Origin of the sequence: Polynucleobacter campilacus (assembly GCF_002206625.1) — a bacterium.
Taxonomy (GTDB): domain Bacteria; phylum Pseudomonadota; class Gammaproteobacteria; order Burkholderiales; family Burkholderiaceae; genus Polynucleobacter; species Polynucleobacter campilacus.
Genome location: NZ_NGUP01000003.1, coordinates 320,263 through 342,504 on the forward strand (window position 1 = coordinate 320,263; position 22,242 = coordinate 342,504).

Consider the following 22,242-nt stretch of genomic DNA (forward strand, 5'->3'; position numbering starts at 1 on the left):
AAGAAGCATGTATCGATTCATCGCCTATGCAGCACTACTGATTTGCCCATTGCCGAATGTGGCAAATGAGATGGCTCATGAAAAAAAGATGAGTGCAGCAGAGCAGCGATGGATCGATCAACACCCTATAGTGCACTTCAGTATTCACGAGAAATATGCACCTTACTTACAAGCTGGCAAGAATAATGAAAATTCTGGGATCTTTTATAGAGTTTTAAAAAAATTGGGAGAATTTACAGGACAAGAATATTCCCCAAAATGGAGAAAGACTGAGCAAGAAGGTCTTGAGCAGCTTGCAAATGGTGAAGTCAATTTCATCATTGATCCACCAAGCCTAAATGATGAATACCTCAGGTTTGGCTCTTTATCAGAAGCAATCTTTTGGGGGCATGATGCCATTGTGACGACTGGGCCCAAAAATATTGAGTCCATTTCGCCAGCTAAGATTGCCTACTTTGATCGTGGTTTTGAAAGTCCGCCAATCCCGCGACACTCTCAAGCAAAAGTATCTTCTCACACAGAAAAGTTAATTGCCGATTTACTCAAAAATGATATTGAGGCTTTGGTGTTGCCCATTCGACTGGCCCACCAATTCATCTGGAAGATGAACAAACCAGAGCTTAAACTTGATGGCCTATATAGCCGAGAGCCTTTTGAATATCAATGGATCATTTCCCATGAAGATAGAGCCTTACATAGCCTCTTAGGTCATTTTTTAAATGACTTGAATCCTATAGAGTCAGGCCAACTATTTGCACTTGGAGATTTTGGCTCCGCATCAAATAAAAGCGGCCATTGGAGCACCCTTCCTTGGCTATCAACCCTAGCTGTATTAATGCTTGGAACCCTCCTATTCTGGCGCCTACAACAAAAGCAATCTCTTCAAGAGGAAAAAGCGGCAGACTTAATAGCCTCTAAAGATTTAGCTGAAAAAGCGAATGCTGCTAAATCTACTTTTCTTGCGACGATGAGCCATGAAATCCGCACCCCGATGAATGCAATCTTAGGAGTACAAGAGTTATTACTTTGTAGCCGACAATTTCCAGACAAAGAAAAGTCATTATTAAAGAGTGCTCACTCCTCTGCCCAATCGTTACTAGGCATTCTGAATCAAGTACTAGACCTTTCAAAGATTGAAGCTGGCAAGCTCACTTTAAATTTAGAGCCTTGCTGCCTAAATACTCTGATTGATGATATTCATTCGGCGTTCTCAACTATGGCGAATAAGCAGAACCTAATTCTGCACACCTCCAAAGATCCGCGGATTGCTGCTGTCTTAATGATCGATACCTTGCGACTGCGTCAAATTCTGCAAAACTTACTTAGCAATGCGATTAAATTTACCGATCATGGAGAGATCTACTTTTCAATTAGCGTACTAGCAGACGATCATGCGGGACAATTGGTTGAATTTAGAGTCATCGATACTGGAATTGGTATGGGCGCTGAGGAAATTGCGCTTGCACTTCAGGCATTTGAACAAGTCCCTGGTAAAACAGATCAACAGCATGGTACTGGTTTAGGCCTTACCATCACCAATCATCTAGTGAGTTCGATGAATAGCCAGCTTTACTTTGAAAGTGCTCCTGGCTTTGGTAGCAATATTCATTTTTGTGTGGCACTGCCCCGGACAAGTATCGCGGCATCTAACAATCATTTTGGAGATGAAAACTCAACGCCACGAAGACTGCTCTCTAAAATGGCTCAGGATGAAAATCGCCTACTCCAGGCCCTAGTAGTTGAAGACCATCCTGCAAGTCGCCAAATCATTTCCTTGCAATTACAGGCATTAGGTCTTGAGGCTCAGGTTTGCGAAAGCGCCAGTGCTGCCCTTGAACTGCTATCTAAGAAGCATTTTGATCTTCTACTGACTGATCAATCGATTCCAGGTATGCAGGGCTCAGAATTAGCTAAATACATTCGCTCTTTAGGCTATCACGAGATTGTCATCATTGGCATTACTGCCGATATCTACGCCCTAGATTCGCGGCACCAATTTCTTGCTGCTGGTATGAACGGGGTACTGATCAAACCTCTAAACTTAATGACCTTAGAAAACGAACTGGCCCGCCACTTTACTTCTCGAGAAACTACAGACGAACAAGAGATGGTGGATATGTCTGGAGAATACTCTTTTGACCTCTTTTCGAATCTCTTGAAACAAAGTCCAGGCCATATTTTGCTCATCCTGGAGGAGATTAAAAAGGTTCATATTGAAACACTCGCCATACTGAAAAATGAGCCTCTTGATGAGCGCGCCTTGGCAAACATGATTCATAAGATTAAGGGTGGGGCCCAACTTTTGAGCGCTCAGCGCTTTATTAAACGCTGTGAGGCTCTAGAAATAGAGGGAGCTGTAACAGATAGAGTAAGCGCATTCATCGAGCTACTGGAAGAGCAAAATCAGATCATTGATTGCTATATGACAAAGTACGCCAGCCATTAATTAAGGGCGTGGCTTTGCCTTCTAGGCCCGTAGGTTTATCCTATCGGGAATGCTGCAATTTACACGTCATCTTGCTTCTATAACTCTAACAATTCTTTGGGTTGGGTTTTGCCTTTTTGCATCCACAGCAAAGGCTGAAGGATTACGTTCTAACCTACCCCAGATAGTTGCAAGCAGCTTAGAGCGCAATCAAATTCCAAAAGATGCTGTCAGTGTTTCGGTAATAGAGATTGAGACTACTCGCTCAGGAAAAAATATAGCAAAAAATATTCTAGATTGGCGATCTACTGAAGCAATGAACCCTGCATCAACGATGAAGCTCTTAACGACACTCGCAGGTTTAGATATATTAGGGCCACAGTATCGCTGGCGAACCAATATTTATACTGATGGCGTTATTCGGCAAGGAGTTCTCAAAGGAAATTTATATTTACAGGGAACAGGTGATCCAAAGCTGGTCCCTGAAGAGCTGGCTAAGCTGATGAAGTCCTTGCAAGCACTTGGCATTCAGAAGATTGATGGCAATTTATTCTTTGATCGCAGCGCCTATGCGCCTAGCGTAATGGAGCACAACACGATTGATGGCGAGGCGCTGCGTGCATACAACGTGCCGCCGGATCCATTATTGTATGCATTCCGAACGCTCTCATTTCAGCTAGGAAAATCCCGTACGGCCGACTTCATTGATATTGCCTATACACCGGCACTCTCGCAACTAAAGATTGATAATCAAATGCAATTGGTTGATCAGCCCTGTGAAAACTGGAAAAGTAATATTCGCTTCAACTTAGATCCTGAGGGCGCAACTAAAACAAATCAGCCGCTAGTAGCACAGTTTTCAGGGGCGCTTCCCAGCGCCTGCAAAGGGGTGAACTATAACGTGGTTGCCCTTGATGCAAATACCTTTCTTACGCAGGGCTTTGCAGCTGCCTGGGAGCTATCAGGTGGTAGCTGGGTACGAACTCCCGTTGGAAAAAATGGCAATGTACCTCTTGCCGCAAGACTCCTTCTGCAGTTTGAAGGCCTTAGTCTTGCTGATGATGTTCTGGATATTAATAAGTATTCAAACAATGTCATGGCACGGCAAGTGCTTTTGACATTAGCACTAGAAAAAATGGGGAAGCCAGCGACAACTGCCAATGGTGAATTAGTCATCCAGAGCTGGCTAAAACAGAATAATTTAGATTTTCCAGGTCTCGTAATTGAGAACGGCTCAGGCCTATCACGCACTGAAGCCATTACAGCAGAACAAATGAATCAACTCTTACTAACTGCACGCAACCTATCGGTTGGAGATGTTTTCTATAACAGCTTACCAATCGCTGGAACCGACGGCACGATGAGAAATCGTCTGATGGCCCAACTGCGCAAGTTTTTGCATCTGAAGAAAAAGCCGGAAGCTAGAATTAAGACTGGCTCACTAGCTGATGTGCGAACTGTCTCTGGCTACGTGATGAGTAAATCAGGAAAACTGTATGCAGTAACCTCATTTATCAATCATCCCAATGCGTGGAAAGGTTTAGAAGCGCACGATCAATTACTAGCATGGCTGCTGGAAGACGGCCCGGAGCCAAAACATGCACGCTGAAGTCGATCTCTAACGCCATCCCATTCCTCTCCAGCAGGCGGTTCTGGAAATAGCATTAAATCCCAGCCTTGTTGGTCTAGATCACGCAATGAGCGATATAAAAGACTAGCAAACCCAGCGCTATCACTTGGCACTTCCACTTCCTCGAAATGAACAGATGGATGGCCATCCTCGCCTAAGGAAGATTCGGAATCCCAAACTGCAACTGCTACACGAGACTTCGTATCCGGAAACTCGCTGAGCGCATCCAGAACTCGGCCGGGGGCATACAAACGTAAAGGGGTGTTTGGTGCGTAATGCGCCTTCAAGCTTCCAGAAACTCTGGGTAAAGCGCTCGCTAAATTTGTATCATCATGCGCACTCACCGTCTGGCCGACTTGATATACCTGAACACCAGTCTTTGCAAGAATCTCTGACGGTGTTATCACGCCTGGACGAAGCAGAATGGCTTTATTACCAGATGACATATCAATAATGGTTGATTCAATACCAAGCGCACAATCCCCGCCATCTAAGACCATCAGATCAAGGGTGCCCTCAAATTCATTTCGGACATCCGCCGCACTAGTAGGGGATACTCTGCCAAAACGATTGGCAGATGGTGCTACTACGCCACTTTTAAACCTTCTCAATAACTCTTGAGCCATCGGATGTGCGGGCGCACGAATAGCTACCGTATCCTGCCCACCAGTTAATTCATTCAAAACGCTCTTATCTTTTTTAAAGACTAAGGTTAGGGGGCCAGGCCAAAAAGTATTGACTAGCTTTAGCGCATCTTCGGATAAATCTCTTACCCAGGGCGCTAGCACTGGCACCCAATCTACCTGAGTTTGATCAAATTTATCAGGTGCTGCTAAATGCACAATCAGTGGATGATTGGATGGTCGACCCTTAGCGCTGAAAATTTTGTTGATGGCCTCTGGATTTTTTGCATCTGCCCCTAGTCCATATACTGTCTCAGTTGGAAACGCAACCAAACCGCCATCGCGTAATGTCTGGACTGCTTCATTAATCACTGCAGAAGATTGCAGTGGCGTACTATCGGCAGACATTTCTAGGGCTCGATACCTAGTTCAGTGGCTACAGCAGCACAATTTTGACGAGCCTCATTCAATGCCTCGCCTAAGCAGTTGATGTGACCCATCTTTCTGCCGATACGAGGAGCAGATTTACCATAGAGATGCAACTTTGCATCAGGGTGTGCAAGTACTTTATTCCAAGCGGGTTCTCTTGCTTTATCTTCACTACCCTCAAACCAAAGATCACCCAATAAATTTAACATTGAAACTGGAGCTAATTGTCGTGTATCGCCTAAAGGCAAACGAGCCATTGCTCTTACTTGCTGCTCAAACTGGCTGCTGACACAAGCATCCATGGTGTAGTGCCCGGAGTTATGTGGACGAGGCGCAATTTCATTGGCAACAATGTCGCCATTCTTGAGTACAAAAAACTCAACACAGAGAACACCAACATAATCAATCTTTCGAATGAGCGCTTTTGCTGCATCAACAATCTTTTTCTCTTGAGCAGGCTTTAGTGATGGGGCAGGCACGGTAGAGGTATGCAAAATACCGTCACGATGGATATTTTGTGACACGGGATAAGCTACGACAGCATCATCGTGACCCCGCGCCACTAAAGCAGAAACCTCGAAATCGAGCTCCATACGCTTTTCTAAAACACAGGGTACGCGCCCCAATTCATTCCAGGCAGTAGTTAACTCTGGCAGACTATAAACAGTGACCTGACCTTTGCCGTCATAGCCCATACGGGCGGTCTTCAATATTCCAGGGAAAAGATCTGCAGGAGTATGGGCAAGATCGGCATCATGTTCGATAACAAAATAAGGTGCAGGCCCAATATTGGTTTCAGACTTCCAGGTGGCTAAGAATTTTTTCTCTGCAATCCGATTTTGCGCTAGCGAAACGCAGCTACTTCGAGGCGCTACAAATACCCCTAGAGATTCCAGATCATCTAGAGCTTGTGCTGGGACATTTTCGAATTCAGTACTGACAGCCGCACATAATGCGGCCATCTCTTTTAAGGCCGCTGAGTCCGTGTAATCAGCCTGAATAAATTTTTCTGCAATAGAGCCCGCTGGACTATCAGAGCCGGGATCTAAAACACAAACCTTATATCCCATTGCTTGTGCGGCCTGGGTAAACATACGCCCTAATTGACCACCACCTAGTATTCCTAAATATGAACCCGGCAAAATGGGCTCCATACGATCTGCCATGTAATTAATATCCTGGCAAATTCATAGAGCGCGCAGTATCGGATTGCTTTGCTCGAAACTCTGCGAGACGTTTAGCAAGATCTGCATCATGTAATGCGAGCCCTGCAATGACATGCAAAGCAGCATTGGCCGCGCCAGCCTCACCAATTGCAAAAGTAGCTACTGGAACGCCTTTGGGCATTTGTACGATGGAATATAAGGAATCTTCTCCACGCAAGTATTTACTGGCAACCGGAACACCATAAACTGGCACTATGGTTTTAGAGGCAAGCATGCCTGGTAAGTGAGCCGCACCACCTGCCCCGGCAATGATGGCCTGCAAGCCATTAGCTTGCGCATCTTCTGCATACTGAAACATATCGTCTGGCATGCGATGTGCTGAGAGCACTTTAGCCTCGTGAGCGATGTCGAATTGCTCAAGCATCTGAGCGGCGTGCTGCATCGTGTCCCAATCTGAATTGGAGCCCATCACTATTCCGACTATCGGCTTCTTGCTCATCTAGCTCTCCAAATACCCTCATTGTCTACTGAGGACTCTATTATCCCTGAGTTAGACGATTCAGGGCTTCACGGTACTTTTCAGCTGTCTTTTCAATCACATTAGCCGGTAACTGCGGGGCAGGGGCAGTCTTAGGCCATAACTTGCCGTCTACTTGGGCAGTTTCCAGCCAATCACGCACAAATTGCTTGTCATAGGATGGCGGGTTTGAGCCTACATAATAGGTTTCTGCTGGCCAAAAGCGGGAAGAATCTGCCGTAAGAATCTCATCCATCAAAACCAGTTGACCCGAATCGTCCAAGCCAAACTCAAACTTAGTATCAGCAATAATGATTCCACGCGTGGCGGCATATTCAGATGCCTCTTTATAAAGACGGATGCTGACTTCACGAATTTGATTGGCTAATTTCTCGCCAATGAGTTCAACCACTTTCTCAAATGAAATATTTTCGTCATGATTACCGACTTCTGCTTTAGCGGCAGGGGTAAAAATTGGCTCGGGTAATTGTTGGGCATTCTCTAAACCAGCGGGCAATGTAATGCCACACACCTTGCCACTTTCTTTGTAGTCTTTCCAGCCGCTTCCAGCGAGATAACCACGAACAACCGCCTCTACTAGAATGGGCTTTAAGCGTTTAGCAACTACTGCGCGACCGATTACTTGAGAAACTTCGTCGGCGTTCACCACAGTTGCAGGGTCAATCCCAGTTAAATGATTAGGAATCACCGAGGCTAATTTATCAAACCAAAAATTAGCCATTTGATTAAGGACAATACCCTTCTCCGGGATCGGCTCACCCATCACGACATCAAATGCGGATAAGCGATCAGTAGTGATCATCAGTAGCTTGTCATCACCTAGAGCGTAGACATCACGCACCTTACCTTTAGATAGCAAAGGTAATGACTTAATGGAGGTGGCATACAAGGCTGGCATCTTTAATTCACTTTACGATCTGAATGAGTTTGCCGCTCTTATAGAGTTCAGCCATTTTTTCTAAGGGAATGGGCTTAATCTTGGATGCTTGACCAGCGCAACCAAAAGCCTGAAAGCGTGCAATACAAACTTTCTTAGCTGCTTCACGTGCTGGCTTCAGATAATCGCGGGGATCAAATTTGCTTGGGTTCTCCATGAGGTAACGACGGATAGCGCCAGTCATTGCTAAACGGATATCGGTATCAATATTAATCTTACGAACACCATTCTTAATGCCCTCTTGAATCTCCTCAACAGGCACACCGTAAGTTTCTTTCATATCGCCACCGAACTCACGAATCTCTGCAAGCAATTCTTGCGGAACGCTGGAAGAGCCATGCATTACCAAGTGTGTATTCGGAATGCGCGCATGAATTTCTCTAATGCGATTAATCGCCAAAATATCGCCAGTCGGCTTTTTGGTGAACTTGTATGCGCCATGGCTAGTACCAATCGCAATCGCTAAAGCATCACACTGGGTCGCTTTCACAAAATCAGCAGCTTGTTCAACATCGGTTAATAACTGTTCACGAGTCATCTTGCCATCGGCACCATGACCATCTTCTTTATCGCCCTGCATTGTTTCCAAAGAGCCTAAAACTCCCAGCTCTGCTTCGACGGTAACTCCAATGGAATGAGAAAACTTCACCACTTCCTGGGAGACGGCTAAGTTGTACTCGTAACTGGCAACTGTCTTTCCATCGGCCTCAAGCGAGCCATCCATCATTACACTAGTAAAGCCACTCTTGATTGCTGCCATACAGACAGCTGGGCTCTGACCATGATCTTGATGCATGACAACCGGAATATGGGGATAAGCCTCTACAGCAGCCGAGATTAGGTGACGTAAAAATGCTTCGCCAGCATATTTACGTGCGCCAGCAGATGCTTGCATGATGACTGGTGAGTCAGCCTCATTAGCCTCTTCCATAATCGCAGTCACCTGTTCAAGGTTATTGACGTTAAATGCCGGCAAGCCATAACCGTTCTCAGCGGCATGATCTAGCAGTTGTCGTAAAGATACTAAAGCCATGATGTTCTCTTAATAGATAAAGATAAATGGTTAATCAATGTACAAATTACTTCACATGAACAATTTTGAGAGTATTAGTGCCACCTGGTTCACCCATTGGCTCCCCAGAAGTCAACACCACGGTATCGCCCTTTTTAACTGCGCCAGCCTTTTTCAAGCATGCTTCTACCTCTTGCAAAGCGGTATCGCGGTCTTTGGTGTAATCCAAGCCTATTGGCGTGACATTACGATAAGTACTTAAAGCCCTTTGAGTTGCAATCTTTGAAGTCAATGCAAAGATGGGCACATGAATGTTATGACGGCTCATCCAAATTGGGGTTGAACCAGAGTCCGTCAGAGCAGCAATCGCATTTGCATGTAAATGATGCGCAGTAAATAAAGCGCCTAAGGCAATCGTTTGGTCAATGCGAGTAAATCTTTGATCTAAAAAATCGGTATCCAATTTCACAGTGTCTGATTTCTCAGCCTCAACACAAATCTCAGCCATCGCTTTAATCGTTTGTACTGGGTATAAGCCAGCAGCAGATTCAGCAGAAAGCATCACAGCATCTGTCCCGTCTAATACGGCATTGGCTACGTCACTCACTTCAGCACGCGTAGGAACTGGAGCATTAATCATGGACTCCATCATTTGCGTTGCAGTAATCGTAAATTTATCAGCTTCAAGCGCCCAGGCAATCATGCGTTTTTGTAATGCGGGCACTGCAGCGTTGCCAACCTCAATAGCGAGATCGCCGCGGGCAACCATAATGCCATCACTTTGCTCAATAATGCTTTTGAGTGCTTTAGGTTCAATCGCTTCAGCACGCTCGACTTTGGCAATTGTTCTCACTTTGCCAACACCATATTTAGCACTAGCAGCATCGGCTAATTTACGGGCATATGCCATATCAGCGCCATCTTTTGGAAAGCTAATCGCCAAGAAATCAACGCCCATGGCAATTGCAGCATCCAGGTCAGCAATATCTTTTTCGGTGAGTGCTGGCGCTGTCAAACCACCACCGGCACGATTGATGCCTTTGTTATTAGAGAGTGGACCGCCTTGTTCTACGAGCGTGAAAATTTCCCCACCCTTGACGCTCTCAACACGCAGTACAACCAAGCCATCATTTAATAAGAGGCGATCGCCAGGCTTCACATCATTTGGTAGTTCTTTGTAATCAAGGCCAACACGTCCTTGATCGCCAAGCTCACACGCAACATCCAAAATAAACTTCTCGCCCTCTTTAAGAAGAATTTTGCTATCTGAAAATTTGCCCACACGAATCTTTGGACCCTGAAGATCGGCCATGATGCCAACCTCTTTGCCCACTTCAGCAGATATACTTCTGACTAAATCATGGCGTGCTTTGTGATCTGCCACAGTCCCGTGTGAAAAGTTCATACGCACCACATCAACACCTGCACGAATCATCTCGCGCAATACTTCAGGCTTTTCAGATGCTGGTCCTAGAGTTGCAATGATTTTTGTTGCTCTTAACATATTTAGTCTTTCGCTCTTTCTGCAAGTACTTCAAAGGCTGGCAAAGTTTTACCTTCAAGAAATTCTAAGAAAGCGCCACCGCCAGTTGAGATGTAATCCACTTGATTTTCAATACCGTATTTAGCAATTGCTGCCAATGTGTCGCCACCGCCAGCAATTGAGAATGCTGGTGAGTGAGCAATTGCTGCGGCCAGCATTTTTGTACCACCGCCAAATTGATCAATTTCAAATACGCCCAACGGGCCATTCCATACAATCGTGCCAGCATGTGCAAGCATTGTGGAAAGGCGCGCAGCAGTCTTAGGACCGATATCCAAAATCATGTCATCTTCGGCAACTTGGTCTGCGGGCACACGGTTTGCGCGGGCTAACGGAGAGAGCTCATTTGCAACGACGACATCCTCAGGAATGGGTACATGTGCACCGCGCTTTTCCATGAGATCCATAATTTCTCTAGCTTCATTCACCAAATCTGGCTCGGCAAGCGATTTACCAATTGGTAAACCTTTAGCAAGCATGAAGGTATTGGCAATACCTCCACCCACAATCAGCTCATCCACTTTTTCAGAGAGAGCCTTCAGAATGGTGAGCTTAGAGGAAACTTTGGAGCCGGCAACGATTGCTATTAATGGACGCCTAGGATTTGCTAAGGCACGACTTAGTGCGTCTAATTCAGCTGCCATCAATGGACCAGCGCAAGCAACTGGTGCAAACTTAGCAACACCATTGGTAGTGGCTTCAGCACGATGTGCAGTGCCAAATGCATCATTTACATAAACATCGCATAGAGTCGCAATTTTTTTGGCTAGCGCGTCATCATTTTTTTTCTCGCCCACATTTACGCGGCAGTTTTCCAAGAGCACCACTTCGCCTGGCTGCACTTGAAATCCTCCATCGACCCAATTACTAATGAGTGGGACTTTGCGATGTAGCAAAGTAGCAATCCGATCGGCGACTGGGGCTAAGCTATCTTCAGATTTAAATTGGCCTTCGGTGGGACGCCCTAAGTGAGAGGTCACCATTACTGCAGCGCCAGCATCCAGGCACATTTGCACCGCTGGCATGGAGGCTCGAATACGAGTGTCTTCAGTAATGTTGCCTGCCTCATCTTGGGGCACATTGAGGTCGGAGCGAATCAGCACCCGCTTACCCTTTAATTGGCCCGCTTGGGCTAATTCACTTAAACGTTTAACTTGAAATAAGGCTTCCGGCATGGGATTGGGCAAATGTGGTGATTTATGAGGAATACTCCATTCTAAATCGTCTAGCCCAAATATCCCACAGGATCTCAGATACCCTGCAGCCCTGCCTGCTCTACAATAGGGACTTAGACGCATTTTGGGTCTAGGGCCATAAACCCTCCCTCGGCGCACCGATTAACTAGGCACAAAAAGGTAGAGAAAATGTCGATGTCCGACCGCGATGGCTTTATTTGGTCCGATGGGAAGCTTATTCCCTGGCGTGAGGCCAATATTCACGTCCTAACCCATAGTCTGCACTACGGCATGGGGGTATTTGAGGGCATCCGCGCCTACAAAACACCCCAAGGTACTGCCATTTTCCGTCTCCCGGAGCATGTCAAACGCCTCTTTAATGGCACCAAGATTTTTCAAATGAACATGCCCTACAGCCCAGAAGTGATTAACAAGGCAATTATTGATGTGGTCAACAGCAATAAGCTCGAGGCCTGCTACATCCGTCCAATCATCTTTATTGGCTCTCAGAAACTCGGCATCTCCCCCAAGGGAAATAGCATTCATACGGCAATTGCTGCCTGGGAATGGGGTGCTTATTTAGGTGAAGATGGCCTCAATAAAGGCATCCGCGTAAAAACTTCCTCATTTACCCGTCACTTTGTGAACTCCTCACTCGTGCGCGCTAAAGCGTCTGGCTACTACATCAACTCTATTTTGGCCAATCAGGAAGTCACAGCCAATGGATATGACGAAGCCTTATTGCTTGATACCGAGGGTTATGTTTCTGAAGGCTCCGGGGAAAATCTCTTCATGATTCGCAATGGCATTGTGTACACCCCTGACTTAGCATCCTGCTTAGATGGTATTACACGAGACTCTGTCATTCAGATTGCAAAAGATCTTGGATATGAGGTTCGTGAAAAACGATTGACACGCGATGAAGTTTATTCCGCAGATGAAGCCTTCTTCACTGGCACTGCAGCTGAAGTAACGCCGATTCGTGAGTTAGATGACCGCAGCATTGGTGATGGCAAGCGTGGCCCGATTACTGAAAAAATTCAGAAGACGTATTTCGATGCCGTTTACGGTAGAAATGATCAATACAAATCATGGCTCACCTACGTTAAGTAATCAGGACAAGTAAGATGACTCAAGCTCAAGTTGTGATGGTGGATGGCAAGGACCTGCCATTGCATTGCCCCACTAATCAAACTCCAGCCTGGAATTCTCATCCGCGAGTTTTCTTGGATATCACTAAAACCGGGGAAGCCAAGTGCCCATATTGTGGCGCTGAATATAAGCTCATTCCCGGCACCGAGCCACACGGACACTAAGCCTTATCAGCACCTCATCATAGGGTACTGACTCGGGATACACCATATGCAAAGTATTCTGATCATTGCCCCAAATTGGATTGGGGATGCAGTAAGTACCCAGCCTCTTCTGGCTAATCTCAAGGTGCTTTATCCAAATTCTCAGATCGATGTTCTTGCTAGCAATTGGGTGGCGCCGATCTATCGTGCCTGCTCACAAGTACATGCAGTCATTGAGGCGAAGTTTGAGCATAAAAAACTGCAATGGAGCTTACGCAAGCAATTAGCCAAAGAAATTCAGGCTAAAAACTATCAGGCCTGTTTTGTATTACCTAACAGTTTTAAATCTGCCCTCATTCCCTGGTTAGCCAATATTCCTTTTCGGATTGGCTATCGCGGAGAGTTGCGTTTTGGCCTGATCAATTTAGCCCTAGATAATCCAAGCAAAGTTAATCGCCCACCGATGGTGGAGCACTACTTATCTCTAAGCCAACTTTTAAAAGATGATGCCTTTCTTCCATCCAATAAATTAGTTCCTAGACTCAACATTTCTACTTCAGCAAAACAGTCCATCGAAATTAAATTACAAAGCGCCAATATCAGCGGTGACTCAATTTATGTAATGTGCCCTGGCGCGGAATATGGCCCATCTAAAAGATGGCCTACAGAACACTTTGCAGCGTTGGCACAACAACTCATTACGCAAAACTCAAATAATCAGATCATTCTTTTAGGTAGCAAAAATGATCATTCTCTTGCCCAAGAAGTTACCTCCCAGGCACAGCAAGCTAGGAATATTCATAACTGGTGTGGCAATACTTCACTAGATGAAGCAATTGCCTTGATTGGCATGAGTAAAGTGGTGGTTAGCAATGATTCAGGGCTGATGCATATTGCAGCGGCCCTACAAATCCCTCAGGTTGCCATCTTCGGCTCTAGTAATCCGACTCATACGCCCCCTTTGTCTGATAAAGCAAAAGTTATCTGGCTTAATATGCCTTGTAGCCCATGCTACAAAAGAATTTGTCCTTTGGGTCACTTGCGCTGCCTAAAAGATATCCTGCCAGAGCAAGTATTCGCTACACTCAACACATTGAATTAATTACCTGAAAAGTAAGCGATGACAAAACTTGCAAGGCTCTTTCATAATGCCGACGAAGTCGTAGATGCTTGGCGAGAGGCACTACGCAATCGTGATGTCAAAGGTGCCTTGGATATCTGGCTAGATGATGACTCCATCACTTGTGTTCTGCCAGAGGGTCATCGCCTCAGCGGTCATGAAGAAATTCGGAAGGGCTTGGAGAGACTTTTATCTAAGCAGCCCTTATTTTTAGAGCCGATTGCTTGTATTAGTCACTCTATTCCAGGGGCTGCTATTTATGACACTACTGAAGCAGTACATCTCAGAGCCGATCAAGTAGAAGCTGAATTTTTCCTCAATATCACTCTAGTGCTCTTACAAGATAGTCAAGGGTGGCGTATCGCACACCTTCATGCCAGTCGCTCGACTGAAGAAACTTTTGATGCCCCCTCTACCCCGCACGGCCTCCATTAAAGATCGACATGGATGAGCACGTATTAAGGTCACTCATCAAGTGGCCTAGTGTGCCTGATTGCTTTGGTTGGCTTGCTTTAGATCGTCGAGGACAATGGCGTATGCGTGATGAATTTGCGCAGCAAAATAAATTACCTGGCCAAGTCATTACTCATAGAACCTTAAATGAATTCATCTCCAGAAACTATGCATGCGATAGTCTAGGTAGATACTTTTTTCAGAATGGCCCACAGCGTGTCTTTATCACGCTCGACGCCACACCTTGGGTAGCCCGTATCACCCCAAGCGAGAGTGGCTTAGAACTGATTACTCAATGCAATAATCCGATAGAGGCTGCTCGCGCATTAAGTGATGAAAAGGGTAATATTTACATCGTTGGAAAAGTGAATCAACTAATCTACCGGCAAGAAAATAAAGATTCGTTTACTAAAGAAGATTGCCAGACAGTAGCACTTTTACATGATCATGACTTGGATCACTTCTCCCAATTGGCAAAACTGCATGAAGAAGCCTGTAGTTTTGGTGGCTCTTGGGAATGGCAAGGCAAACAATTGTCCTTAGGCCCGATCCATTCAGAAGAGTTGGCTGCTCGCTTTCAATTCATTGCAAGGCCAAGCAATTAATCGCAATCCTAACTAGGTATTTTGCCCTGCTCTTTGAGCTCATCTTGATACTGCCTTTGCATTTCTCTTAAGCGCGCGTCAATACTGGAGCCTTGATAGTAGTCAGACCCACCTGCCGAACGAGCGATCTTCAATTGCTCAATTGCTGATGGCCAAGCTCCTTCAAGAGCATATTTTTCTCCAAGAGCAAAATGACGCATTGGTACATTCTTAGCCTGATCATAGGATTTTGATAGCAAACTCCACCAGACAATTTCATTAGGCTGCAAGCGAGTACGGGCTTTAAGCCAGACAATTGCATCATTGGTACGACCGAGCACTAAATCCGCATTGATCATCGCGGCGCCCGCAGCATAAGACTGAGGGTAAGCACGCAAAGTAGCTTGTGCAATTTGTAAAGCTTCTACACCCTTGCCTTTGGCTAAGGCCAATTCAGATGCAGTAATGTCTAAAGATAAGCTTTGCCTCTGAATCGGTGAGCCTGGTGCGCTGGCAGCTTGAGCCAAATTGCGAGCTTGTTGTAAATATGCTTCTGCTTGATCTACTTTTCCTTGGCGTTGTGCAATGAGTGCTAAACCGTAAAAACCTTCCATTTGCTTACCCGCTTGAGGCTGCTTACTTAAGCTTTCAAAAGTATTTTTAAGGTCATACATACCACTCGAAGTACCAGACTGCTCCATACGCGCTCTAGCTTTAATAAAATAAAACTCTACTGCGGTGGGAACATTACGCGCAGCGACCCTCCTTGCTCTATCTTGCATGTCAGCAATACGATCAGTCGTTAAAGGATGGGTACGGACATAGGCTGGAACACCCTTATCCATCACGCCGGTAGCTCTTTGTAAGCGCTGAAAGAAGCCTGGGGCACCATTTACATCGTATCCACTGGCCTCCAAAATCTGAAAGCCAAGACGATCTGCCTCACGCTCAGCATCTCTTGAGTATGAAAGTTGATTATCGATAGCCATTGCTTGACCACCCTGCATCAGACCAGCAGCTGCCGAAGGATTGCGAGACATAGCTAATGCACCAAGTACCATACCTGCAATGGCGATCATGTTATTAGTAGACTGCTTATCCATTTGACGTGCAAGGTGACGTTGCAATACATGCCCCGTTTCATGACCCATGACAGATGCAACTTCTGAATCTGTTTCTGCACTCACCAGCAAGCCCGTATGAAAACCAATAAAGCCTCCTGGTAAAGCAAACGCATTGATACTGCTATCTTTGACTGCAAAGACTTCAAAGTTATAGGCGCCACTACCCTGTTCATTGGCGCCACCAAGCTGCAATTGTTTAGCGGCCTGCAATAATCGGCGCTCCATAGCGTTTAGAAAATCATAGATCGGCAAATCATTTGAATAATCCGGATCAGGGCGAATCTGACGCATGATCATTTCGCCATACTTTCGCTCATCAATCCGACTCAACGAGTCCCCTCCAGGATCTCCCATATCCGGCAAAATGATATTAGGCTGACTTTGTAAAGTATTGCGATTAGGCAGTTTGGAAGATTTAGCATCCGGAGACTGCATCGCTTTGCCGATATTTTGGATGGCTGCAGAATTACCGTCTACAGAGACATCTCCGACAGGAGTGGCAGCATAAGCAGGCATAACACCTGAGCAGGACAAAGCTAGTGCCAGCTGAGCGGCTAAAAGGCGTTGCCAAAACGAGGTTTTTTTAAGGAACTTTATATCCTGCATCCCTATATGGTAAAACTTATCCCATGAACAAACTAACTCATTTTGATGAAAGCGGCCAAGCCCATATGGTAAATGTGGGTGATAAAGCCTCTACCCATAGGATCGCCATTGCCACAGGCAAGATCAGCATGCTTCCCGAGACCTTCAAAATGGTTGAAGCAGGGAGCCACAAAAAGGGGGATGTCCTTGGTATCGCTAGAATTGCTGGCATTCAGGCATCTAAGAAGACATCAGATCTCATTCCACTTTGTCATCCGCTAGCATTAACCCACGTTAGCCTCGAGTTTCAATCAAACTCAAATGACAACAGTATCACTTGCCAAGTAAAAGCAGAAACTACTGGCCCTACCGGCGTCGAAATGGAAGCACTCACCGCAGTCCAAGTCGCCCTGCTCACAATATATGACATGTGCAAAGCAGTAGACCGTGGCATGGTGATGGGTGATGTGAAGCTTCTTGAGAAGAGTGGTGGCAAGAGTGGGGAGTGGAAGGCAGGATAGCAAGCATCTCTAGTTCAGAGCTGGGGCTTAATAAATATAGTCCCTTCAATCAATAGATATATGCTCGGGCTGCAAATCAGCCTGATATCTCTCATACATTTTGATATAGGCTAATTCAAGATTCTTAGCAAAAAGAGGGGTATCAAATAAAGCGGTAGTCAAGCGGTTATTGGTCAACTTCAATTTAATATCTGAAAGCTTGCTAGGATTCATGGCTAGCTCAATCGCCAAAGCCTCATATTCTTCCTGAGTATTCGTAATCAGCTCTGGCAATCCAATTGCAGTTAATAAGCTTGCCGCTACACGACTAGCAAAGGACCTTCCCATTAAAGTGAGAACGGGCAACCCAGCCCATAACGCATCACTAGCAGTTGTCCCAGCGTTATATGGAAGGGTATCTAAAAATAAGTCACAAACTCGATAACGGGCTAAATATTCATCCGCAGACATTCTATTGCCAAATATTAATCTTGCGCCATCAATGCCCTTAGCTACAGCTTCTTTTTTAAGATTTTCTTCGGCCCATTTATTGTCGACATATAAAAAAAGAATACTACCTTCTACAGCATGTAGTATCCGCATCCAACCATCAAAAGTGGTGGGCATTATCTTGTAATTGTTGTTAAAAGAACAAAAGACAAAACCTTGTTCTGGCAAGCCTAGCTCTTGCCTTCTAAATTCTCTATCTGAAATTATTCGCTTTCTATCGTTAACCTGATAGCTTGGAAGATAGGCAATTTTTTCAGAAAAAAATTGCCTAGACTTATCTGTAATCATTATTGTGTCTGATAGTACATAATCCATATAATCATGACCAGTAGTCCCCAAATAGCCTAGATAAGTTATTTGTATTGGAGCAACCCGATAAGCAAATACCCCCAAGCGACTATCAGCTGTATGCCCAGCTAAATCTATAGCAATATCCAAATCCATTTCTCTTGCGAACCTTGCAACCTCAATATCAGACATAGCACTTACGTCGACAAATTGATGAAATGCTTTACTTAAGCGCGTTCGTACTGGACTTTTGTCATCAAACCCAAATGAAAAAGCGATTAACTCAAATTGATTTTTATCGTGCAGTTCAAATAATTCTGCAATCAGAAATGACACTGGATGATTCCGAAAGTCAGCAGAAAAGTAGCCAATTCTCAACTTAGTTTTCTTTAATCTTTTAGGTATTGAGCCTAGAAGATCACTACTTTGATGTCTTTCTTTAATAAAAATTTCTGTGGCTTTTTTATGGACTGATTGATCATCAATTAAAGCTAATAAAGGAAAAGGTGTAATAGTTTTTTCGTTTCTACTTATTTTTTCGACAATATTTTTTAAATATTCATCTAACCCATCCCAGTCACATACTTTCATCTTAATACTGAGAAGCTCCCCAGCCACCCAATCACAATTAGGGTGATAGGCAATACATTTCTGATAAAAAGAAATGGCCTCGCTGTAGCGCTTAAGTCGGTCAAGAACACGGCTTTTACTGATTAATATTTCATAAGATTCAGGGGAATATTTAAGGGCTTCATCATAACTTGCTAAGGCCTTTTCAAAATATCTCATTTCATAAAGGGCATTTCCTTTGTTCAACCACGCATGATAAAAGTTGGGATTTAACCTTATAGCCTCGTCACAAGCAGTAACTGCATCTTTATAACGTTGTAAACCAATCAAACAATTAGCTTTGTTCAACCAAGATTTTTCTGAAGCCGGATCAATTTCGATTGCCTTGCTACATGAAATAAGTGCTTGATCATATTTTTTTAAATCGCACAATACTCCACTTTCATTTAACCAAATATCAAATGATTCTGGAAAAAGTTTTTTTGCTTCGGCGAAGGAACTCAATGACTGCTGTAAGCCCATTACTTCCTTCAAACATATGCATCGATTAACCCAAGCTAAGTGATTTTTTGGATCAAGTTGAATAGCAGAGTTATAGCTCTTGAGGGCTTCATCATGCCTTTCTAGGGTAAGTAATAAATTACCCTGATTACACCAAACTTCAACCAGCTGAGGCTCTATCCTTAAGATTTCGCCATAAATTTCAAGTGCTTCAATATACTTATTTAGCTTCTCAAGAATTTCAATCTTCAATAGGTATGCTTCTATTAGTTTTGGACTTACTTGAATCGCTTTTGATAGGTAATCCAGGCCCTTATTAAAATCTCCAATTTCTTTTGCAGTTAGACCCAAATATAACCATGCCTCTACCATATCATTCTCAATTCCTACTGCTTGTAATCCAAAAGCATTAGCTTCAGAATATTTTTTCTGGTTAAATAAAGCAATGGTTATATTTAATAGGGTTGAAGATCGATTTGGCATTATCTTTAAAGATTCTCGAAACTGAAGCTCAGCCTCAAAAAAACTTCCACTCTCCAACAGGCGGAGGCCTTCTAAAAAGAAATTTTTCGCTAGCTCGAATTGATCTTTTGACATCTATTGCTGCCTTCCTTTATCTATTCTCTATTTAACCATAGGCTGTTTTGCTATTACTTAGGTATCTGCTGGAGCAATGGAAGCACTCACCGCAGTTCAAGTTGCCCTTCTCACAATCTACGATATGTGCAAAGCAGTAGACCGTGGCATGGTGATGGGTGATGTGAAGCTTCTTGAGAAGAGTGGTGGCAAGAGTGGGGAGTGGAAGGCTTAAATATAATTTAACCGCCCTGGAGCGGTTAAATTATTACGAAAGCTTATTGATACACATCTATTTGTTGATTCTGCACTCTGAAGGCAGTAGTTGCGGCAATAAATTTGTCTCTGTAGATCTGCAAGACCAACCACCCGCCCAAGTAGCACCCTCTGGTTTTGAAAGGTCAATTGGTTTGGGTGCATTAGCATCTGGATCATTAGTCGGGATCAGATGTAATGTGTTCTTACCCTCTGGGGCAACACTGACCTGATAGTCGATAGCGATAGCACCTGACGGTGTTATTTCAATTAACTTCACACTGCGGGTAGGCCCAAAGGTGAATGATCCGCTTGTAGCCTCATCCATTACTACAGTCCCACGACTTGCAAATGCTTCTGTCACCGCAAGTTTTGCACTTGAAGATAAGTTCATCCCCTCTACAACACGACTGCGCGCAATGTAATCTTGATATTGAGGAACGGCAACTGCTACCAAGATACCAATGATGGCAACTACTACCATCACTTCAATCAAGGTAAATCCAGACTCTTGGTGAGCATCTTGTTGTTTTGGCTCGTCATATTTTTTACTTTGCATATCTTCTAGCTCCTGAGGTTAAATGCCTCATCATCCACTCTATACCTGTTCTACTCAAGAAATCGGGGCGTTAAAAAAGCCGGCTTTAGATGCCGGCTTTTCTGATTCATTTGAAGTCTGATTAATGAGCTTCTTTTCCAGCATTCCGTTTTTTCATATACGTACCCACCAAAATAACAATGGCAACACCAATGACCTCAAAGGCTAATTTTGCATCACCCAATGCCTCTTGGATGCTGTCTTTAATAGCTGGGTCATCTACCAACATACCGCCTGCTAGTAATCCCAATAAGCCAGCGCCCAAAGTAATAATGATTGGGAAGCGATCCATTACCTTCAAAAGAATTGCGCTACCAAAAATGATTAATGGAATAGACATTCCAAGGCCAATAATCAAAAGAAGTAAACGAGTCTCTTCAGGGCCTTTTTGTGCCGCTGCAGCGACAGCAAGAACGTTGTCTAAACTCATCACCAAGTCGGCAATCAAGATTGTACGAATAGCGGCCCAAATGCTGGTCTTAGCTTCCATGTGCTCTTCACCACCACTATCGGACAACAACTGTATACCGATATAGAGGAGCAATAAGCCCCCAACGATTTTGAGATATGGCAAAGTCAGCAAGGCCACTGCAGTAATAGTTAACACCACACGCAAAATAATTGCGGCAGCACTACCCCAGAAAATGGCCTTCTTTTGCTGAGCAGGCGGTAAGTTACGTGATGCCAATGCAATCACAACTGCGTTATCGCCTGATAGCAATATATTCGCTACGATGATTGATAGAAGTGCCGCCCAAAAGGTGGCATCTGAAAATGCTGCAAAATCCATTTTGTCTCCCTACGTTTTTATGTTTTAACTACTTTTTAAACTACTAATCACTACAAATGAGATGCTGCTAAATGGCACTAATGTCGCAGCATCTTTTGATTTATCGCTATTACAACATGGCTTTCAATAAAGCCGCCATTTCTGATGGATTCTTTGTTACTTTAAAGCCGCACTCTTCCATGACGGCAAGTTTGGCATCAGCAGTATCGGCTCCACCAGAAATCAATGCGCCAGCGTGGCCCATTCGTTTTCCAGGAGGCGCTGTTACACCAGCAATAAAACCAACTACTGGCTTTTTCATATTGTTTTTGCACCAGCGAGCAGCTTCCGCCTCATCTGGGCCACCGATTTCACCAATCATGATGACGGCATCAGTTTCTGGATCTTCGTTGAACATTCTCATGATGTCGATGTGCTTCAAGCCATTAATTGGATCGCCACCAATACCAACAGCAGTCGATTGTCCTAAACCAATCGCAGTCAATTGACCAACTGCTTCATAAGTCAAAGTACCAGAACGGCTCACAACACCGATACGGCCCTTCTTATGAATATGGCCAGGCATAATGCCGATCTTGATTTCATCAGGGGTAATGATCCCAGGGCAATTAGGGCCAAGCAGTAAAGTTTTCTTGCCGCCAGCAGCCTCTTTAGCCTGCATCTTATTTCGCACTTCCAGCATGTCACGCACTGGAATACCTTCAGTAATGCAAATCACAAAATCGAGGTCGGCCTCAACTGCTTCCCAGATGGCAGCAGCTGCGCCTGGAGGTGGAACATAAATGACAGAAGTCGTCGCACCAGTTTGCGCAGCAGCCTCTTTAACAGTTGCATAAATTGGAATGTTAAAAATGGACTCGCCAGCTTTTTTAGGATTGACGCCAGCAACAAAACAATTTTTACCGTTTGCGTATTCTTGACACTTCTCAGTATGGAACTGACCTGTCTTACCAGTAATACCTTGGGTAATGACTTTGGTGTTTTTATTGATCAAAATAGACATATTGAAATTCCT

At 44.5% G+C, this 22,242-nt stretch carries 20 protein-coding genes and 1 pseudogene; 9 read left to right on the plus strand and 12 right to left on the minus strand.

Annotated features, from left to right (window positions below):
* The first annotated feature begins 7 nt into the window (after positions 1-7).
* On the plus strand, positions 8-2,446 hold the full coding sequence (locus CBI31_RS05040) for an ATP-binding protein (protein ID WP_240553740.1): 2,439 nt from the start codon (positions 8-10) through the stop codon (positions 2,444-2,446).
* A 49-nt stretch (positions 2,447-2,495) separates the two neighbouring features.
* Entirely contained in the window at positions 2,496-4,034 is a 1,539-nt protein-coding gene (dacB, locus tag CBI31_RS05045) for a D-alanyl-D-alanine carboxypeptidase/D-alanyl-D-alanine endopeptidase (RefSeq protein WP_088525312.1), read from the plus strand.
* On the opposite strand, the gene CBI31_RS05050 is transcribed toward dacB, so the two are convergent.
* From CBI31_RS05050 to CBI31_RS05080, 7 genes are read right to left on the minus strand one after another with little or no spacing between them, the layout of a single operon-like run.
* Positions 3,980-5,086, minus strand: a complete 1,107-nt coding sequence (locus tag CBI31_RS05050; protein WP_088525313.1) for an L-threonylcarbamoyladenylate synthase — start codon at positions 5,084-5,086, stop codon at positions 3,980-3,982. The genes dacB and CBI31_RS05050 overlap by 55 nt on opposite strands.
* A 2-nt stretch (positions 5,087-5,088) precedes the next feature.
* The gene (locus CBI31_RS05055; RefSeq protein ID WP_088525314.1) at positions 5,089-6,273 is read right to left on the minus strand and encodes a 5-(carboxyamino)imidazole ribonucleotide synthase; all 1,185 of its coding nucleotides are present in this window, start codon (positions 6,271-6,273) and stop codon (positions 5,089-5,091) included.
* Positions 6,274-6,277: 4 nt separating this feature from the next.
* Complete coding sequence (gene purE / locus CBI31_RS05060; RefSeq protein ID WP_088525315.1) at positions 6,278-6,772, minus strand: 5-(carboxyamino)imidazole ribonucleotide mutase; 495 nt, start codon at positions 6,770-6,772, stop codon at positions 6,278-6,280.
* A gap of 40 nt (positions 6,773-6,812) precedes the next feature.
* Entirely contained in the window at positions 6,813-7,709 is an 897-nt protein-coding gene (locus CBI31_RS05065) for a phosphoribosylaminoimidazolesuccinocarboxamide synthase (protein WP_088525316.1), read from the minus strand.
* Positions 7,710-7,716: 7 nt separating this feature from the next.
* Positions 7,717-8,781 (minus strand): class II fructose-bisphosphate aldolase, encoded by a 1,065-nt coding sequence (fba, locus tag CBI31_RS05070; protein WP_088525317.1) that lies wholly within the window; start codon positions 8,779-8,781, stop codon positions 7,717-7,719.
* Between the two features lie 46 nt (positions 8,782-8,827).
* Positions 8,828-10,264 carry a pyruvate kinase gene (gene pyk / locus CBI31_RS05075; RefSeq protein WP_088525318.1) on the minus strand — a complete coding sequence of 479 codons (1,437 nt, stop codon included), beginning with the start codon at positions 10,262-10,264 and terminating at the stop codon, positions 8,828-8,830.
* 2 nt (positions 10,265-10,266) lie between these two features.
* The gene (locus tag CBI31_RS05080) at positions 10,267-11,478 is read right to left on the minus strand and encodes a phosphoglycerate kinase (protein WP_088525319.1); all 1,212 of its coding nucleotides are present in this window, start codon (positions 11,476-11,478) and stop codon (positions 10,267-10,269) included.
* 189 nt (positions 11,479-11,667) lie between these two features.
* Here CBI31_RS05080 and CBI31_RS05085 point away from each other — a divergent pair, with 189 nt between their 5' ends.
* From CBI31_RS05085 to CBI31_RS05105, 5 genes are read left to right on the plus strand one after another with little or no spacing between them, the layout of a single operon-like run.
* Positions 11,668-12,591 carry a branched-chain amino acid transaminase gene (locus CBI31_RS05085; protein ID WP_088525320.1) on the plus strand — a complete coding sequence of 308 codons (924 nt, stop codon included), beginning with the start codon at positions 11,668-11,670 and terminating at the stop codon, positions 12,589-12,591.
* Positions 12,592-12,605: 14 nt separating this feature from the next.
* The gene (locus CBI31_RS05090) at positions 12,606-12,794 is read left to right on the plus strand and encodes a zinc-finger domain-containing protein (protein WP_088525321.1); all 189 of its coding nucleotides are present in this window, start codon (positions 12,606-12,608) and stop codon (positions 12,792-12,794) included.
* 46 nt (positions 12,795-12,840) lie between these two features.
* A complete protein-coding gene (gene waaF / locus CBI31_RS05095) occupies positions 12,841-13,875 on the plus strand; it encodes a lipopolysaccharide heptosyltransferase II (protein ID WP_088525322.1) in 1,035 nt (344 codons plus the stop codon).
* An 18-nt stretch (positions 13,876-13,893) separates the two neighbouring features.
* Complete coding sequence (locus CBI31_RS05100) at positions 13,894-14,328, plus strand: YybH family protein (protein WP_088525323.1); 435 nt, start codon at positions 13,894-13,896, stop codon at positions 14,326-14,328.
* Positions 14,329-14,336: 8 nt separating this feature from the next.
* Positions 14,337-14,951 carry a DUF2946 family protein gene (locus tag CBI31_RS05105; protein ID WP_088525324.1) on the plus strand — a complete coding sequence of 205 codons (615 nt, stop codon included), beginning with the start codon at positions 14,337-14,339 and terminating at the stop codon, positions 14,949-14,951.
* A gap of 8 nt (positions 14,952-14,959) precedes the next feature.
* Here the strand turns inward: CBI31_RS05105 and CBI31_RS05110 are convergent, their stop codons facing one another.
* Entirely contained in the window at positions 14,960-16,570 is a 1,611-nt protein-coding gene (locus CBI31_RS05110) for a M48 family metalloprotease (RefSeq protein ID WP_240553741.1), read from the minus strand.
* Between the two features lie 113 nt (positions 16,571-16,683).
* On the opposite strand from CBI31_RS05110, the gene moaC reads away from it, so the two are divergent.
* Positions 16,684-17,160, plus strand: a complete 477-nt coding sequence (moaC, locus tag CBI31_RS05115) for a cyclic pyranopterin monophosphate synthase MoaC (RefSeq protein WP_088525326.1) — start codon at positions 16,684-16,686, stop codon at positions 17,158-17,160.
* Positions 17,161-17,205: 45 nt separating this feature from the next.
* Here the strand turns inward: moaC and CBI31_RS05120 are convergent, their stop codons facing one another.
* On the minus strand, positions 17,206-19,605 hold the full coding sequence (locus tag CBI31_RS05120; RefSeq protein ID WP_088525327.1) for a tetratricopeptide repeat protein: 2,400 nt from the start codon (positions 19,603-19,605) through the stop codon (positions 17,206-17,208).
* A gap of 76 nt (positions 19,606-19,681) precedes the next feature.
* On the opposite strand from CBI31_RS05120, the pseudogene CBI31_RS05125 reads away from it, so the two are divergent.
* A pseudogene (locus CBI31_RS05125) lies at positions 19,682-19,819 on the plus strand (cyclic pyranopterin monophosphate synthase MoaC); the annotation flags it as partial.
* Positions 19,820-19,876: 57 nt separating this feature from the next.
* Here CBI31_RS05125 and CBI31_RS05130 read toward each other — a convergent pair.
* The 3 genes from CBI31_RS05130 to sucD form a co-directional block, all read right to left on the minus strand.
* Positions 19,877-20,398 (minus strand): pilin, encoded by a 522-nt coding sequence (locus CBI31_RS05130; RefSeq protein ID WP_088525329.1) that lies wholly within the window; start codon positions 20,396-20,398, stop codon positions 19,877-19,879.
* Between the two features lie 121 nt (positions 20,399-20,519).
* On the minus strand, positions 20,520-21,227 hold the full coding sequence (locus CBI31_RS05135) for a TerC family protein (RefSeq protein WP_088525330.1): 708 nt from the start codon (positions 21,225-21,227) through the stop codon (positions 20,520-20,522).
* Between the two features lie 109 nt (positions 21,228-21,336).
* The gene (gene sucD, locus CBI31_RS05140) at positions 21,337-22,230 is read right to left on the minus strand and encodes a succinate--CoA ligase subunit alpha (protein WP_088525331.1); all 894 of its coding nucleotides are present in this window, start codon (positions 22,228-22,230) and stop codon (positions 21,337-21,339) included.
* Positions 22,231-22,242: the final 12 nt, after the last annotated feature.